12 protein-coding genes are annotated in these 14,245 nt (G+C 44.6%); 6 read left to right on the top strand and 6 right to left on the bottom strand.

All coding sequences use genetic code 11. The features are described from left to right. Positions 1-103: 103 nt before the first annotated feature. Both LDX50_RS07925 and LDX50_RS07920 read left to right on the top strand, forming a co-directional pair. Positions 104-991 (top strand): hypothetical protein, encoded by an 888-nt coding sequence (locus LDX50_RS07925; protein WP_225697904.1) that lies wholly within the window; start codon positions 104-106, stop codon positions 989-991. Positions 992-1,051: 60 nt separating this feature from the next. Further along, positions 1,052-3,931, top strand: coding sequence for a CHAT domain-containing protein (locus LDX50_RS07920; RefSeq protein ID WP_225697903.1), 2,880 nt, complete (start codon positions 1,052-1,054; stop codon positions 3,929-3,931). Here LDX50_RS07920 and LDX50_RS07915 read toward each other — a convergent pair. The 3 genes from LDX50_RS07915 to LDX50_RS07905 are packed head-to-tail and all read right to left on the bottom strand — an operon-like array spanning position 3,928 to position 8,476. Next, positions 3,928-6,291 (bottom strand): OmpA family protein, encoded by a 2,364-nt coding sequence (locus LDX50_RS07915; protein WP_225697902.1) that lies wholly within the window; start codon positions 6,289-6,291, stop codon positions 3,928-3,930. The genes LDX50_RS07920 and LDX50_RS07915 overlap by 4 nt on opposite strands. After that, on the bottom strand, positions 6,288-7,316 hold the full coding sequence (locus tag LDX50_RS07910; protein WP_225697901.1) for a PorP/SprF family type IX secretion system membrane protein: 1,029 nt from the start codon (positions 7,314-7,316) through the stop codon (positions 6,288-6,290). Before LDX50_RS07910 ends, LDX50_RS07915 begins: the two co-directional genes overlap by 4 nt. Continuing rightward, complete coding sequence (locus LDX50_RS07905) at positions 7,316-8,476, bottom strand: T9SS type B sorting domain-containing protein (protein WP_225697900.1); 1,161 nt, start codon at positions 8,474-8,476, stop codon at positions 7,316-7,318. Before LDX50_RS07905 ends, LDX50_RS07910 begins: the two co-directional genes overlap by 1 nt. Before the next feature lie 208 nt (positions 8,477-8,684). Here LDX50_RS07905 and LDX50_RS07900 point away from each other — a divergent pair, with 208 nt between their 5' ends. The 4 genes from LDX50_RS07900 to LDX50_RS07885 all read left to right on the top strand — a co-directional run bounded on the left by LDX50_RS07900 (position 8,685) and on the right by LDX50_RS07885 (position 12,305). After that, positions 8,685-10,481, top strand: coding sequence for a hypothetical protein (locus LDX50_RS07900; RefSeq protein WP_225697899.1), 1,797 nt, complete (start codon positions 8,685-8,687; stop codon positions 10,479-10,481). 109 nt (positions 10,482-10,590) lie between these two features. Beyond that, positions 10,591-11,433: a VOC family protein gene (locus LDX50_RS07895; RefSeq protein ID WP_225697898.1), complete on the top strand. Its 843-nt coding sequence runs from the start codon at positions 10,591-10,593 to the stop codon at positions 11,431-11,433. An 11-nt stretch (positions 11,434-11,444) separates the two neighbouring features. Continuing rightward, the gene (locus LDX50_RS07890; protein ID WP_225697897.1) at positions 11,445-11,627 is read left to right on the top strand and encodes a hypothetical protein; all 183 of its coding nucleotides are present in this window, start codon (positions 11,445-11,447) and stop codon (positions 11,625-11,627) included. An 84-nt stretch (positions 11,628-11,711) separates the two neighbouring features. Next, positions 11,712-12,305 carry a superoxide dismutase family protein gene (locus LDX50_RS07885; RefSeq protein ID WP_225697896.1) on the top strand — a complete coding sequence of 198 codons (594 nt, stop codon included), beginning with the start codon at positions 11,712-11,714 and terminating at the stop codon, positions 12,303-12,305. A gap of 51 nt (positions 12,306-12,356) precedes the next feature. On the opposite strand, the gene LDX50_RS07880 is transcribed toward LDX50_RS07885, so the two are convergent. The 3 genes from LDX50_RS07880 to LDX50_RS07870 form a co-directional block, all read right to left on the bottom strand. Further along, entirely contained in the window at positions 12,357-12,746 is a 390-nt protein-coding gene (locus LDX50_RS07880) for a tellurite resistance TerB family protein (protein ID WP_225697895.1), read from the bottom strand. 114 nt (positions 12,747-12,860) lie between these two features. Continuing rightward, complete coding sequence (gene dapA / locus LDX50_RS07875) at positions 12,861-13,736, bottom strand: 4-hydroxy-tetrahydrodipicolinate synthase (RefSeq protein ID WP_338030000.1); 876 nt, start codon at positions 13,734-13,736, stop codon at positions 12,861-12,863. After that, positions 13,733-14,245: a DUF6913 domain-containing protein gene (locus tag LDX50_RS07870; RefSeq protein WP_225697894.1), complete on the bottom strand. Its 513-nt coding sequence runs from the start codon at positions 14,243-14,245 to the stop codon at positions 13,733-13,735. Before LDX50_RS07870 ends, dapA begins: the two co-directional genes overlap by 4 nt.

Below are 14,245 nucleotides of genomic sequence, written 5' to 3'. Positions count from 1 at the left end.
CTTTGTTTCATTGCCAACTTTAACATAATTCATAATGCCCCGGATGGTAGTTACCTTTTATTCATGAATGGGATATATAGCAGATATAACAAACTATAATGTTATGAAACCACTTTTAACCACATTGATTTTGGTTTTCAGCTTTGTCGCTGGAAACGCTCAAATCAACACTTTTAAGATTCTCGTCCAAAATGGTGAATCGGAGATTCAAATTGGAGAGGTCGTAACTCAATTGAAAAAAGGCATGGTCCTTTCCGGAGATTTCACACTTACCGTAAAAGAAGGCGCCTATCTCGGACTTGTTCATAATAGCGGACATGTGCTGGAAATAAAGGAAAGCGGAAAATATGACGCCAATGATCTGTATGGAAAGATTGAGGTGACTGAGACGAATATGATTGTCACCCGCTATACTGATTTCATTCTAAATCGGGAGATCTCTGAAAAAGCAGCCGGAATAAACTATGAAATCATGCGTGATTTCGAGCCTTTCTCTGACTCAGAGGTGAATCTGTACATCCCCGGAGCCACTGAATTGTATGGGGATAAACTAGCACTGGAATGGGCGAATGAAAGTGAATTTTCGATAATCCGTGTTATGAACATGTTTGAAGAGGTTCTGCTTGAGGAACGTGTGGAAGGACAGCGTACTATGCTGAATCTTGAGAATGAAAACCTCAAAAAAGAAGAAATTTTGCTTGTAAAGGTTTATCAGGATAATGATGTAGAGTCAAAGGCAGTTGCGCTTAAGCGTATTGATCATGAGACCAGGACGCAACATACCCAGAACTTGAATTCTTTAACAAGCAATATTTCAAATAGCGCGCTTCTCGAACTGATCAGTGCTGCTTATTTTGAAGATAATAACTTGTTAGCGGATGCCTTCACCAGTTATGTGAATGCGATGTTACTGGCGCCTAATGTGCCGGATTACCGTTCTGCATACAATGAGTTCCTGATACGTCATAAACTGCTCAAATTAAGGCAGTAGCAGAAGAAAATTGTACACTGATAACCAGCCGGAATAATTCCGGCTGGTATTTTTTGTTTTATGGACCATTCCGTAGTCATACATTTTTTAAAACGGAGCCTGGGAGTTTTTTTGCTTCTCAGTGTAACTCCTTGTTTCGGTCAGGATTGGAAGAAATCCTATACGCTCGCTCATGAAAACTGGGGAGTTTCCTGGGATAACACCATTAAATATCTTGAGGAGGCTGAACAACAGGCAAAAGTCGACCGTGGAATCTTTGATCATGACTATCTTGTCATTCTGAATGATTTAGGAATTGCCTACTATGAGTCGGGTAATTTTAGCAAAGCGCGGACTGTCCTCGAAACATCCGAAGCATTCCGCAGTGAAATCCTTGAACCAACTGATAAGGAAAGGATAATATCACAACTCAATCTCGCTCAACTGTACAGGTATACCGACACGGAAAAGGCGATTATCATCTATGAACGTATTTTAAAAACTGCCGGAGGCTCTTCATCTATAAAAGCGCTTCAGAACCTCTATGACATTTATATTGAGTTGGGCGAACACGATCGGGCACTGACCCTGCTTTCAAATTCAGCTTCGTTAAACAATTCTCAGGAGTTTGACTTTATGATTTTGCTTCTTCAGGCTGACGCCCAAAGAAGAGAAGGGAACTTTCAGGAAACCCTTGACCTTCTGAATTTCGTATCGGTTAGAATGGACAGTATTTCGAATCATTTATTACAGAAATCTGTAGAATCGGCCTACTTCGAACAACTGGGAATGCTCTACATGGAGCGACAGGATTTCACCGAGGCTGAAGCAAGCTTCAAGAAAGTTCTGGAATTAAAGGAATACCTGGGTTTACCAAAGGAAGAGACTGTAAATACCCTGAATAATATCGCCAACCTCTATGAGAAGTTCGGTCTTTATGGTCAGTCATTGTCATATATCGATCTCGCCCTGCAAAACTGTACCCATCATTGTGAACGCCTGCTTCAGAACAAAGCTGCACTGTTTTTAAAAACGGGACAGGTCCTGGAATCGGAGATTATTCTTAATGACCTTTTCAACGACTATTCATTCAAATCACCGAATGAGGAGCTTGTATTTCTTCTGAACTATGCCAATACATTCCGGAATTCTCAGGCTATCGGTTCAAATCCGGCTCTTGACAAAGCTGCTGAGCTGGTGGAAAGAAACGGGGAAGTTTTTTCAGATATGGATCTGGCCAATTTCTATGCGGCAAAAGGGGCCTGGGCGATCTACGAAGGCAACATTGATGAGGCCATCCGATCGCTGGAAATTTCAAAGCAGAAATACGTTACGGTTTATGGCAGTGCTGCACCGCAATTGAGGCAGATTGAAAATAACCTGGGGGTTTGCTATATTCTTTCAGGGAGGTTTGAAGAGGGTTCTGAAAATCTCTTTGCTGCGAGTAATAAGGAAGAACAGCTCATCAGATTCATATTTCCCATGTTGTCACGCTCCGAGCAGACGGTCTTCCTTTCAGAAATGAGGAAAGATTTGGATGTCATTTATTCAGCGATCGCTCCGCTGGCAGGTGAACGAACCGATCTTGCGCATATAATGATCAATAAACAGCTGCTCTATAAGGGCCTCACCCTGGAATCGAAGCGCGGCCTGAAAGAAATCCAAAAATTAGATCAGAATGATAAAACGGCCGGGTTATTAGAAGAATTTCTCGCCATTCGTCAGGAATTGACCAGTTCCTTTACCCGAGGTGGATTCGATGGAGAAATCCAGCAATCAATGATACGTCGTCTTAATGAACTTGAATCTGAGATTGCGAGACATACCGGCCGGCAGCTTTCTGCAACAGCTGATTACAATTCCATACGTTCCGCCCTCGATGATGATGAGGCGGTGGTTGAAATTATCCGATATAAAAATCAGAATTTCAGCCGTTTAAATGGAGAAACAGATAGCATCAATTATGTTGGACTTGTGATAAAACCGTCGTTTGAGGATGGGCCTCAGGTGGTCGAACTGGGATCCGGTGATTATCTGGAAAACCGGCAGCTGAAGTTTTATCTGAATGCCATTAAATATGAGGTCGCAGATACAACTTCCTATACTTATTTCTGGAAGCCATTTGAGTCACTGCTTGAAGGCATAAAGACGGCATACCTTGTTGATGACGGGCTGTATTTTAAGATTAATCCGGAGTCACTTATGAACCCTGAAAACAGTAGTTTTTTGGGCTCAACTATGAGGATTCGCCACTTACATAATGCCGGAGAGATCGTGAAGGTAAAGGCCGGACAAGGGGTATTCAATGGATCGCACCAGGCACTGCTCGTGGGTGATCCCGTTTTAAGTGAATCACAGGGCGATTCGAGATTCGCATCCCTTCCAGGCACACGTGAGGAGATTATACAGATTTCAGGCGCGCTGCAAAAGGAAGGGTGGGGTGTTACCTCTCTCACAGGCACGGAGGCAACGAAAGCCCGACTCTACAGTCAGGAGCCATCTGCATTGATGCATTTCGCGACGCACGGATTCTTTTCGAGAAGGGAAGTTAAACAGCGTCAGGATTTGCCTGACCTGGAATTATTCAGGTCTGGACTGGTTTTAACTGCCACAGATTCCAGGCAGGGAGATCTCCTGACTGCGTTTGAGGTTTCTGATATGGATCTGTCAGCAACAGAGTTGGTGGTATTATCGGCCTGTGAAACCGGTCTGGGAGAGTTGAAAAATGGCGATGGGGTATACGGGTTGCAATACGCATTTTTCGTAGCGGGAGCAGAATCAATGATCATAAGTCTGTGGCAGGTAAGTGATAAGGTCACCAAGGAGTACATGTCAAGTTTTTATGCAAAACTGCTGGCATCTGGAAATAAGAGGATTGCCTATGAATACGCAGTTGATGAAATGAAGAAAAAGTATCAGGCACCAAAATATTGGGCGCCCTTCATATACCTGGGTAATTAATTACAATCGAAAATTTCTGTATTAAGCAGGTTGTTGTCCTTAACAAGGATGGGAATATAGGGTCTGTATCGCTCGCTTTCATCGATACCATTTAATCGGATCAGGGTCTCTTCCTTTAAAGCCCGGGTGAGTTCATCACCATTCATGGCTCTGGTTGTGAAACAGTAATGATAGGTTTCTTCAGGCTTGCTCCCCATACCTGAAATAAGAAATTCCACACGACGATTAAGCTGTCTGCCTTTAGGTGATTCATTGTCGGCAACAGGTTCACGAAACCCCTTCGCCCGGATCATCATGGAAAGAGGGGATACCCCTAACCGGAGAAGGGCATCAAATACAGCCTGTCCGCGTTCTCGTGTAAGCAGCAAATTGTAGGCCTCACTTCCGGTGTTATCTGCATGCGCAACAATTTCCAGTTGAAATCCCGGGTTGTTGTTTAGAAAAACAGCCATCTCCTGTAGTACTCCATAGGATTCATGGCGGATTTCACTTTCAGCCAGATCAAAATAAACCGGAGTGTAGGTATATGACCTGTAATCCGGGATAAATAATGTCTGCACATTCGAGAATTGGATCAGGCCATTGAAGGCAGTATCAATTTCAAGGAGAACGCTTTCATTGCCTGTTAAATGGCTAAAACGGAAATTTCCGGATGAATCGGCAATGGTTAATTGTCGACGTTCGCCACTCAGGTCCGACATATAAATTGTTGGGATGTCATCACAATATTCACAATCCAGTGAGCCCGTTATTTCAAAGTGTCCCTCTTCTTCATGATGGTCGAAGTCAACCTGATAACGTCGGCGGTCCAATGCTGCTAATTCAGCCTTGCGCTCTTTAAGCAATGCATCAACCTGAGCCTGTGACAGATCTTTGAATGTACTGGTGACGCCCGGCTTGCCAAGGGCAATATCATTGATGACCGCCTGCTCTGCAAGAGACAGTTTGCTGAAGTCAACATCACCTGTATTTACGATAGTTGTGATTTCTCCTCCCGGATCAGGTAGAATCACAGATCCACTTAATGCATCGTCACGACTTGCATTATGATTCAATGCAGAAATAAGAGAAGTAAGATATAACCTGGATCGGATTGATGAGCTGTACACATCAAAACCCCCTTCTCCATCTGAACGATTAGATGACCAGAATATATAGGACGATGAGGCATTTGGAAACATATCGTCCCTGCTGGAATTAAAAGGGATTCCCGCATTCACCAATACCGTGTCACCATTGAGTAGTCGACGTGCCATAAATATATCCATTCCGCCGAATCCCTGATGACCATCGGAAGAGAACATCAGAATGTTATTCATTATCGGAAAGGGTGAATTCTCGTTCAGTGAAGTATTAACCTTGTTGCCCAGGTTCATGGCGGGTCCCCAGCCGCTGCCTGATTTAACGGACATCCAGATATCATTGCCGCCCTTACCGCCAGGCCGGTCCGATACGAAGAACAATGTATCCCCTGAAATTGAAATACCCGGCTGTTTACTGTTCCTCCCTGGTAAATTAATATTTTCCGACAATAATTCCGGCTCTGAAAATCTTCCTGATTCCAGATGACTTACGTAAATCTGACAATATGGAGCTTTGTACCCGCAAACGGTAAAGTAGTATGCGCCATCCTCATTACAAAAGCTGCCGCTGCCATCATTAAATTTTGTATTCAGTGCATCGATGAGCTTTGTATCATCAACAATATTGATGGCATTTTCTGACAAAGAGAAATAATAATGATCTGAAAAACCCTCGCCAAATCGCTGATCTCTTGCCTGCCTTTTATGTTCAATCCTTGAACTTGTGATCAGAAGTGCTGAATCGGCTAAGGTCACCGGTGCATAATCATTAAAGGGCGTATTCAGGGGTTCAGCCACTTGGCGGATTTTAAACTTCTCCTTTCCATTATAGGATATGGCCATTTGACTTCCCGCTTTTTCCACCCGGGCCTGTTCAATAAGAGCGGGATAGCGACCGGTTGAATCCCAACGGGCAATAAAGGAATCGAAATATGATATGGATGCGCTGTATTTGCCCGTATATTTCTGCATGAGAGCCAGGTAATATTCGCTAAGCGGGTTGGCATTTTCGTCGAGAAAAAACACCTTCTGATACTGAGCGAGCGCCTTTTCATACTGGAATGTCTGCCGGTAGTTTTCGGCAAGTGAAAATACAGCATCGATGTTGTTCTCATCAAATGTGAGCAATTCGTTCAGGGCATCGATAGCTGCGAAATATTGACCGGAGTTTTCCAATTGCCTGATTTCCTCAAACCGAAGCGCTGTTTGTTGTGCCGCCAGGGTCAGGGGTAATGCAGTTAGCATGCTGATGCATAGAAGTAATCGCGAAAACTTCATATGAGTGGCGTTGAGAAATAAACGGACTGGTGTTTTCGGATAATTCTGTATTGAATGGAAAACTCGTAGCTTCCTGAAGTTCCAAAATACCTTTGGAAAGAGGAAACATTATGATCATAGCTGAAGGCGAGTCGGAAATTCTTGATTTCAGTACCTACATGAACGATGAAAGAATCACTCAGGCGATACCATGCTCCCAGGATTACGGCGGCATTCGAGGCATTGGATGCACTTCCCAGCGAATAGGTCAGGTATCCGCCTGCATTCAGCTGAATGTCTGAAAGCTCATACACCGCCAGAGCACTCGGGGTGAGTTTTGCCTGTGCCGAAATGGGGAAACTAATCCCGCCATGAAAACGAAGGCTGAGTGGCAGATTGTCCTGATCATTGATCAGGGACGTATTCGGTTGATTCAGGTGATAGACTGAAATTCCTGCATAGGACGACCAGGATTTTGTACTATACCGCTGCTGTTGCCGGTAATACCACATCATGCCCGCATTGATTACAGCATAGAACCTTTGGTCCTGCAAATTTCCCGGATCAACCTCAATTGTGGGATCAAACCCGCTGAATGCATTGTACTGCGAACCCCATTGTAAATTTTCAATATTCAATGCATTCCTGTAAACGCCGGCCTGTAATCCAAATGTTAAAATGTTGTTTCCATAGGAGGAGAGGTGATAGTTGAAGGCCCCTGAGAAATTGATTCCGGTATTGGAGAGACTGTTATTTCCTGCCTGATCACTCAGGATTGAAACCCCGATTCCCCCTACATGCTTGCTGCGGCCGCCTGGTTTGATCAATGGGTGCATGTAGGTGATCTGAGCGGTCTGATAGGGGGATTCCAGCTGGTTCCACTGTGCCCTGTAATTCATGCCGATCGTGATATCACTTTCAGATCCCACCAATGCCGGGTTCAGATAGAGCGAGGTGGTATAGTACTGAGAAAATACAGGTGACTGCGCCACTGAGAAATTCAGGGTAAAAAATAAAGGAAACAAAACGATCAGGTATTTCAGCATCAGTTAAGAATTGTTAAAGTCCCTGTTCGTTCTATAACTTCATTGCGGCTGTTCCGCGCCCTTAAGGCATATACATAGGCTCCCTGTGGTAATAAGTCGCCGGTGCGGGCAGATGTTCCGTTCCATCCGTTGAATTGCATTCGGGTGAGGCTTTTGCTTTCGAAAACCTGCATCCCCCGCCGGTCATATACCACGAATGAAAAATCCTCTTCTACAAAGTCGCCGAAAACCTTGATGACCCTGTTATCCTGGTCGGCCGCATTCGGAGAGAGGACGTTGGGAATGTAAAATGCCGTTTCATCGCGTATATTTTCTTCCAGTGTTCCAAGTAGCAGAATATGTTCTGAAACGGGTGCATTAGTAGATATCATTTCGTAGAATGAGCCCGTGAAAAAGTCGAGATCGTCATATAACGTAAAATCACCTGAGTTTCGGTCAAGTCCGATAATAACCGCTGATGATCTGTCCAGCTGATCATCATAAAAAGGCAGGCTTACCTCACTGCCGGCAAATGCATCCCGGTAATTACTTCGCTCCCAGAAAAAGTCCCGGCTAACGCTTGTAACCCCTTGTGGTATGTTACCGGAATAATTAGCCCTGGCCTGCAACACGGTAATGGTATTACCGCCTGTAACATCCAGCAATGATACCGGCAGGTAGGTGCCGGAAATACCCACAGGGAATTCCACCAGGCCACGCCCGCCCCTGTGAAGGGGGCCATTTACAAAACTTCCTGGTGATCCGCCTGAAATCAGGGCATCCGTTTCAGTAAATAACGTGTCGATAGACGAGGTAGTGATTTCCCCATCTGTCAGGAGAAGTTGCCGGCGAACGGGTACTTTGCCGCGAATCAATATACCTGCAGGGTTGCCAACATCCAATATGGAAATGAACTGTCCGTTATGGCGGAATGTCTGCGTTTGAGTGCCATCCAGAACTATGGTGCCCGCCCCTTGATATATGCCGTTGCTGGACCAATTCCGACGCACATGGTAGATTCCCTCATTCTGCAGAAAACCCTCATTTGAAACCGCAGCATCAGCGGTTAATATTCCGTTTTCAGAAATAAATAACACTGAACCGTCCTGTATGGTCTGCGCTGCCGACCGATTGGATTGAATCGTAAAAATGAGTAAAAATAGTGCTGCTCTGAGGTACATAAAAAAATAAATCAATTGCCCGGATTCTCTCCAGTAATCTGAATATTAAATAAATATATTTATTTTTGGTAATAAGACCTTATCATCCGCATGCTTTACGTATGTAATTTTAGATAGTCTATTGCTACAAAAATGTAAGGTCGATTTATCATATTACTGATATTTTTTGGGTGAAATACATTTTTAGAATGCCAACTTAAATGTGGCCATGACATTCAGTACTATTAAAAACTACTTTTTAGCCATTCTCATATTGCTGATCATTCCGTGTGTGATGCCGGAAGTAATGGCGCAGTCTGTCGGTGTCGGAACCACCAATCCCAATTCCAATGCGGCACTGGATGTGGTTGCACCGGGAAACAACCAGGGGGTTTTGCTCCCGAGGCTTACGGGCGGTCAGCGCACGAGCATGAGTTTGGGTTCAACTGAAAGGGGTTTGATTGTGTATGACACTACCGATAACCTTTTCTATTATTGGGATGGCGCACAGTGGATCGCCGGACTAGGGGATTCATCCGGTACATTTCAGAACCTTGCCTTTAATCAGGCAACGGCGCTTCTTTCCATCGAAAACGGTAACAGTGTTGATTTGAGTTCACTGATCAACGACGCGGATTCCGACCCTTCCAATGAATTGATTACAGATGTTCGCCTTAACGGCAACATACTTGAAATAGAAGAAAACGGCCTGATCTATACCCTCGATCTGACGCCCGTAATAAACATTGGCACTGATGACCAGCAGTTAAGCCTGGCTGGAAGTGTGTTAACACTCGAAGACGGTGGGGCTCCGATAGATCTGGCGTCGCTGGGTTATGTCACTACATCGGATGATGCGGATGCCGACCCAACTAATGAAGCGATCACTGATTTTCGCATAACGGCTACCGATATTGAAATCGAGGAAAATGGTGTCCTGGCGGGAAGTATTCCCTTATCAGGATTACCGACGGGCACAGATGATCAGCAGATAAGCCTGGCAGGCAGTGTGTTGACACTCGAAGACGGTGGGGCTCCGATAGATCTGGCGTCGCTGGGTTATGTTACTACATCGGATGATGCGGATGCCGACCCGTCCAATGAGGCGATCACTGATTTTCGCATAACAGCAACTGATATTGAGATCGAGGAAAATGGTGTGCTGGCAGGAAGTATCCCGTTGTCAGGGCTGCCAACCGGAACCGATGATCAGGAGGTAACTGAATTTGTATTAAGCGGCGTAAACAGTTCGATCCTTCAGCTAACCCTTGAGGGGGATGGCACCGGACAGAAAACAGTTGATTTGCACAACATATCATTCCCGGCAGCAAGTGATCTTTCCGGTACTATTGGAACGGCCGTTGTAAAGGACGGGGCGATTAACAGTCAGAAAATTCTGGATGGAAGTATTGAAACTGCAGACATTCAGGACGGTGCGGTTTCCAATGTTAAAATCAGTGATTTGGATCCGTCGAAGCTCAACCAGGCCGGGGCATCCGTTGGAGATCTCCTACGTTGGGATGGTACGCAATGGGCACCTGCCACCACAGCCGTCGTACCCGTAGCAAGCTATTACAGTATTGACCCTTCAGATTTCACAGGCGTTTACAGACAGAATTTTGCCAATTCGGAAAATAATGTGTTGATCTTTGAGAGTGATAATAGTCTTGTCACGATCAAGGATGAGACACTGGGCAGATCCATTTATGCCCCTGTACATTTGCCGCACGGTTCGGTCGTTCAATCCATCACAATGTATTTCATGGATATGCACGGCCCACCCGTTAAATTAGGCCTGTTTGAAAGGTCATTTGGCAGCGGCCAGGTCGATCTTGGCGGCGGTTTAAATGCCAATGAAAATGGGCCTGGAATATTCACTGCCACATTGAACGGACCTTTTGTGATCGACAATCAGAATCATACATATATGATCGGTATCGATTTCAATATAGCAGGAATTACAAATCAGCTAAGTGATGCTGAGCAGGGGATATACGGGATCGTTATCGAATATATTACGCCTTAATTGTTCCAAATTGATCAAATCAAAGGATTTGGTACAAACAAAATTAGCGAAGCTCTGGACATTTGTTCCAATTTTTGTATTATAGGTTGCAATCTACAACCTCTTAATAATGAAATATTTATGTTTGCCGGTAAGCCTGTTCTTCATGATGATACTGGCTTCCTGTTCAGCCGATAATTACCCGCCAATTGTTGATGTTCCTACTTATAATTACCGTTATGGTCAGTTTGTCTGGCATGAACTTGGTACATCCAATGTGGATGCTTCCAGGGAATTTTACGGGCAATTATTCAATTGGGAATTTGAATCAATTCCAACGACCGATGGAAACTATACACTGATCCGGCAGGGAAATAAGTATCTGGGAGGAATGATTGAGACCAAATCTCAACAGAATTTGTGGATAGGAGCGATATCTGTCGAGGATACTGAAAAGGCACTTGATTTTCTTAGCTCTATGGGCGCATCGACCGTCATCGGAACAACCAGAATCACCGGACGTGGAAGCATGGCTTTACTGAAGGATCCACAGGGTGCTGCTGTGAGTATAATTCATTCTTCCGCAGGGGACCCGCCATTGCTGGAAGCAGATGCAAATGAATGGTTATGGATGGAGCTATGGTCTGACCAGCCTGAGTCCTCTGCTGAATTTTACGGTAAGACGTTAGGTTATGATATCACTGAGCAGGTTGCTAATGGAAAACCGTATTGGATCTTCGGTAAGCAGGAACTTAAAATAGCGGGGATAAGTCCGAACCCGATCTCAAATATGACAACACAATGGGTGCCTTATATTAAAGTTACGGATCCGGAGGAAACCGTGAATCGAGCCAAATCACTGGGTGCGACCATTTTGATGGCACCGAATCAGGCAATAAGAAATGGTTCTGTCGCCGTTCTTACCGACCCCAATGGAGCAATTTTCTGTATTCAAAAGTGGCCGTTCAATTAAATTCGATCAAAATGAAAACATTTGTTAAAAAATTATCATTCTGCCTCCTCATGATTGCGGCTATCGGAACACTGGAGAGCTGTTCAAATGCACATTGGGGCACCAGCATGGGAATGAATATGTCTTTCGGTCCTGGTGGACCCAGGGTCACGCCTTCTTTTAATGTGGGGGTGTACAGTGGCGGGCGTTATTGACGGATTAGCTGCGGCACCGCTATTTTTTGGTTAGGCAGTCAGGTATTAGTAATTTTGCGAAAATTAGATAAAGCAAAATTAACTATGAAATACCTATCAAGATCAATCTATGTATTGGGCTTTTTAATTGTCTTTGGTGCATGTTCAACTTCTACAAAGGAAGAGGCGGCAGCTACGGATGATATGACCACAGAATTAGCTGAAGAAATGGAAGTTCCTGCCGCGCCGATGGCGATGGCATCAATGTCACCGGCCAGTGGCAGCAACGTTACTGGTACGATCACTTTCACCCAGACAGGCGACAATACCGTTCAGATGGATATCGAAATCAATCATCTTGTACCAGGCTCACATGCGATACATTTGCATGAAAAGGGTGATTGCAGCGCCGACGATGCCAGTTCAGCCGGAGGTCACTGGAATCCATCCGGTGTGGATCATGGCAACCGTATGGGTGATGGAATGCATCATGCCGGCGACATTATAAACCTTGAAGCCGGAGCAGACAGTACGGCAACAAATTCACTTGAAATTACAGGATGGACGATTGGCGGAGATTCAGCTACCAATATCCTGAATCATGCAGTAATCATTCACGCTGGTGCGGATGATTTTACCTCCCAGCCATCAGGTGCTGCCGGGGGAAGAGTATCCTGCGGAGTGATCCGTGAGCAATAGAGAAGAGCGTAATAATATAAAAACCCGCCATCGAGCGGGTTTTTTTATGGTTTAATGATTAGTAAGTGCACATATTTCATCGATGATGATTTCGGGATCCTTATCTTCCCGGATAAGCTGGAGCATCCTGGCCAGCATATCTGTGATTATCCTGGGATGTATACTCAGTTTTTCAGCCAATTTTCGACATATCAATAGTTCTTCCTGATCAACCCGACCATCGGCAATCATCACCTCAACCAATTCATAGATTTGGAAGATTTTATCCCGATGGGATGCAGGAGCAACAAATTTAATGGTTTCAGCCTCTTCACGTATCTGATGGAGTTCCTCCTGGCTTACGCCTCTGTTTGCGGCAATTGTAGCCAGACGATCCCACTCAGTCTGATCCAGAGTGCCATCTGCTAGTGCTACAGCAATGAGGTTGTTTAAATGACTCATCACCTGTCCGTGCCGATTTGATCTGAATAAATTGAACATTATTACTTCTTTACTGATAAATTCCTATCCTTTCGATGTGGTAACCCACTATTCACTTTAAACGGGATGTTTTCCTTACATTTTATGCAAAATCTCCCGTATACGCGCTTTAAGCGATTCAGAGGCCTCGAATAGCGGTAACCGTACATGAGGTTCACAAATTCCAAGTTCCGATAAAACGAATTTTACTCCCACGGGATTAGATTCTTCATACATAAGAGGGTTCAGGTCCAGCATTTCATATGAAGTTAGTGCTGCTCCCTGTACATTGCCAGCCCGGAATTCAGTCATCATTCTTTGGAATGTATTCGGAATGGCATTTGCCAGAACTGAAATCACTCCTGTACCACCAACACTCATCATGGGAAGCGTTAAAAGATCATCGCCTGAGATAAGAAGAAAGTCTTCCGGTTTATCGCGCGCTATGCGCATCACCTGATCCATATCACCAGCAGCTTCCTTAATACCAATTATGTTCGGGTGATGGGCAAGAATCAGTGTAGATGCTGCTGTTACATTACTGGCAGTCCTTCCGGGAACGTTGTAGAGAATAACTGGGATCGGTGCCTCATTTGCCAGTTGCTCATAATGCGCAACGATTCCCCGTTGTGAAGGCTTATTGTAGTATGGGCTTACAGACAGAAGTGCATCAATTCCACTGAGTTCGGTATTTTTTAATTCTGAAAGGAGTGCAGCCGTGTTGTTTCCTCCCAATCCGTAAACGATGGGTAAGTTTGCCCGGTTGTTTTCCCTGACAAAATTTAATACGGCTGCTTTTTCAGCGGGAGAGAGGGTGGCGGTTTCACCGGTAGTGCCCATTACGACATAATAGTCGACACCATTCGATTGGGTATAATCCATCAGCCTTCCAAGGGCTTCGAAATCAATTTCAAGCGACCTTGTGAAGGGCGTAACCAACGCTACTCCGGTTCCGGATAACCTATTCATCATGAAAGGACTTTTGTATACTTATACATCTCATGAGCAAGACTTTTGTAATTGGGTTGCTGTGGGGCCACCATCAGATCACAGAAAGGCCGGTTGATTTCTTCGAAAAACCCTACGCGGCACTGTGCACGGCTCATCGATAATAAATATCGCATGATTGGGTCTCCCTCGAAATCTACATAAAGAAGGTAATTAAAGGGTTTGTTAACGAAGGTATGCACATCTTCCGAGTTTACATTCCCGAAAAAGCCGATCTCCTTGTCGGTGAAGAAATTATACCGGAATTCGAAGTTCTGAACGTCCTTAGGAAGGAATGACATCACGCTCACTTTTTTACCATCACTCTCAAACTTCTTTGCAAGGTCCTTGATGATGTCATGTTTGGTAAGATCTTCAGCTGTGTAAAGGATGCCAACGTTTTTCGCATCTTCATACAGCACGCTTCCGCGGAAAGCGTTATTGCGTTTTAACTGCGCATTCGTTCTGTACTTTACAAACAAATCTCTGAACAT

The organism is Fulvivirga sedimenti (assembly GCF_020328055.1).
The sequence above is the reverse complement of the archived record's forward strand: the minus strand, read 5'-3'. Positions and strand labels throughout refer to the sequence as shown.

Excerpts from the sequence above, each read along its gene's own strand:
- LDX50_RS07925 (WP_225697904.1), top strand. The coding sequence starts at position 104 with ATGAAACCACTTTTAACCACATTGATTTTGGTTTTCAGCTTTGTCGCT.
- LDX50_RS07920 (WP_225697903.1), top strand. The coding sequence starts at position 1,052 with ATGGACCATTCCGTAGTCATACATTTTTTAAAACGGAGCCTGGGAGTT.
- LDX50_RS07915 (WP_225697902.1), bottom strand. The coding sequence starts at position 6,291 with ATGAAGTTTTCGCGATTACTTCTATGCATCAGCATGCTAACTGCATTA.
- LDX50_RS07910 (WP_225697901.1), bottom strand. The coding sequence starts at position 7,316 with ATGCTGAAATACCTGATCGTTTTGTTTCCTTTATTTTTTACCCTGAAT.
- LDX50_RS07905 (WP_225697900.1), bottom strand. The coding sequence starts at position 8,476 with ATGTACCTCAGAGCAGCACTATTTTTACTCATTTTTACGATTCAATCC.
- LDX50_RS07900 (WP_225697899.1), top strand. The coding sequence starts at position 8,685 with ATGACATTCAGTACTATTAAAAACTACTTTTTAGCCATTCTCATATTG.
- LDX50_RS07895 (WP_225697898.1), top strand. The coding sequence starts at position 10,591 with ATGAAATATTTATGTTTGCCGGTAAGCCTGTTCTTCATGATGATACTG.
- LDX50_RS07890 (WP_225697897.1), top strand. The coding sequence starts at position 11,445 with ATGAAAACATTTGTTAAAAAATTATCATTCTGCCTCCTCATGATTGCG.
- LDX50_RS07885 (WP_225697896.1), top strand. The coding sequence starts at position 11,712 with ATGAAATACCTATCAAGATCAATCTATGTATTGGGCTTTTTAATTGTC.
- LDX50_RS07880 (WP_225697895.1), bottom strand. The coding sequence starts at position 12,746 with ATGAGTCATTTAAACAACCTCATTGCTGTAGCACTAGCAGATGGCACT.
- dapA (WP_338030000.1), bottom strand. The coding sequence starts at position 13,736 with ATGATGAATAGGTTATCCGGAACCGGAGTAGCGTTGGTTACGCCCTTC.
- LDX50_RS07870 (WP_225697894.1), bottom strand. The coding sequence starts at position 14,245 with ATGTTCAGAGATTTGTTTGTAAAGTACAGAACGAATGCGCAGTTAAAA.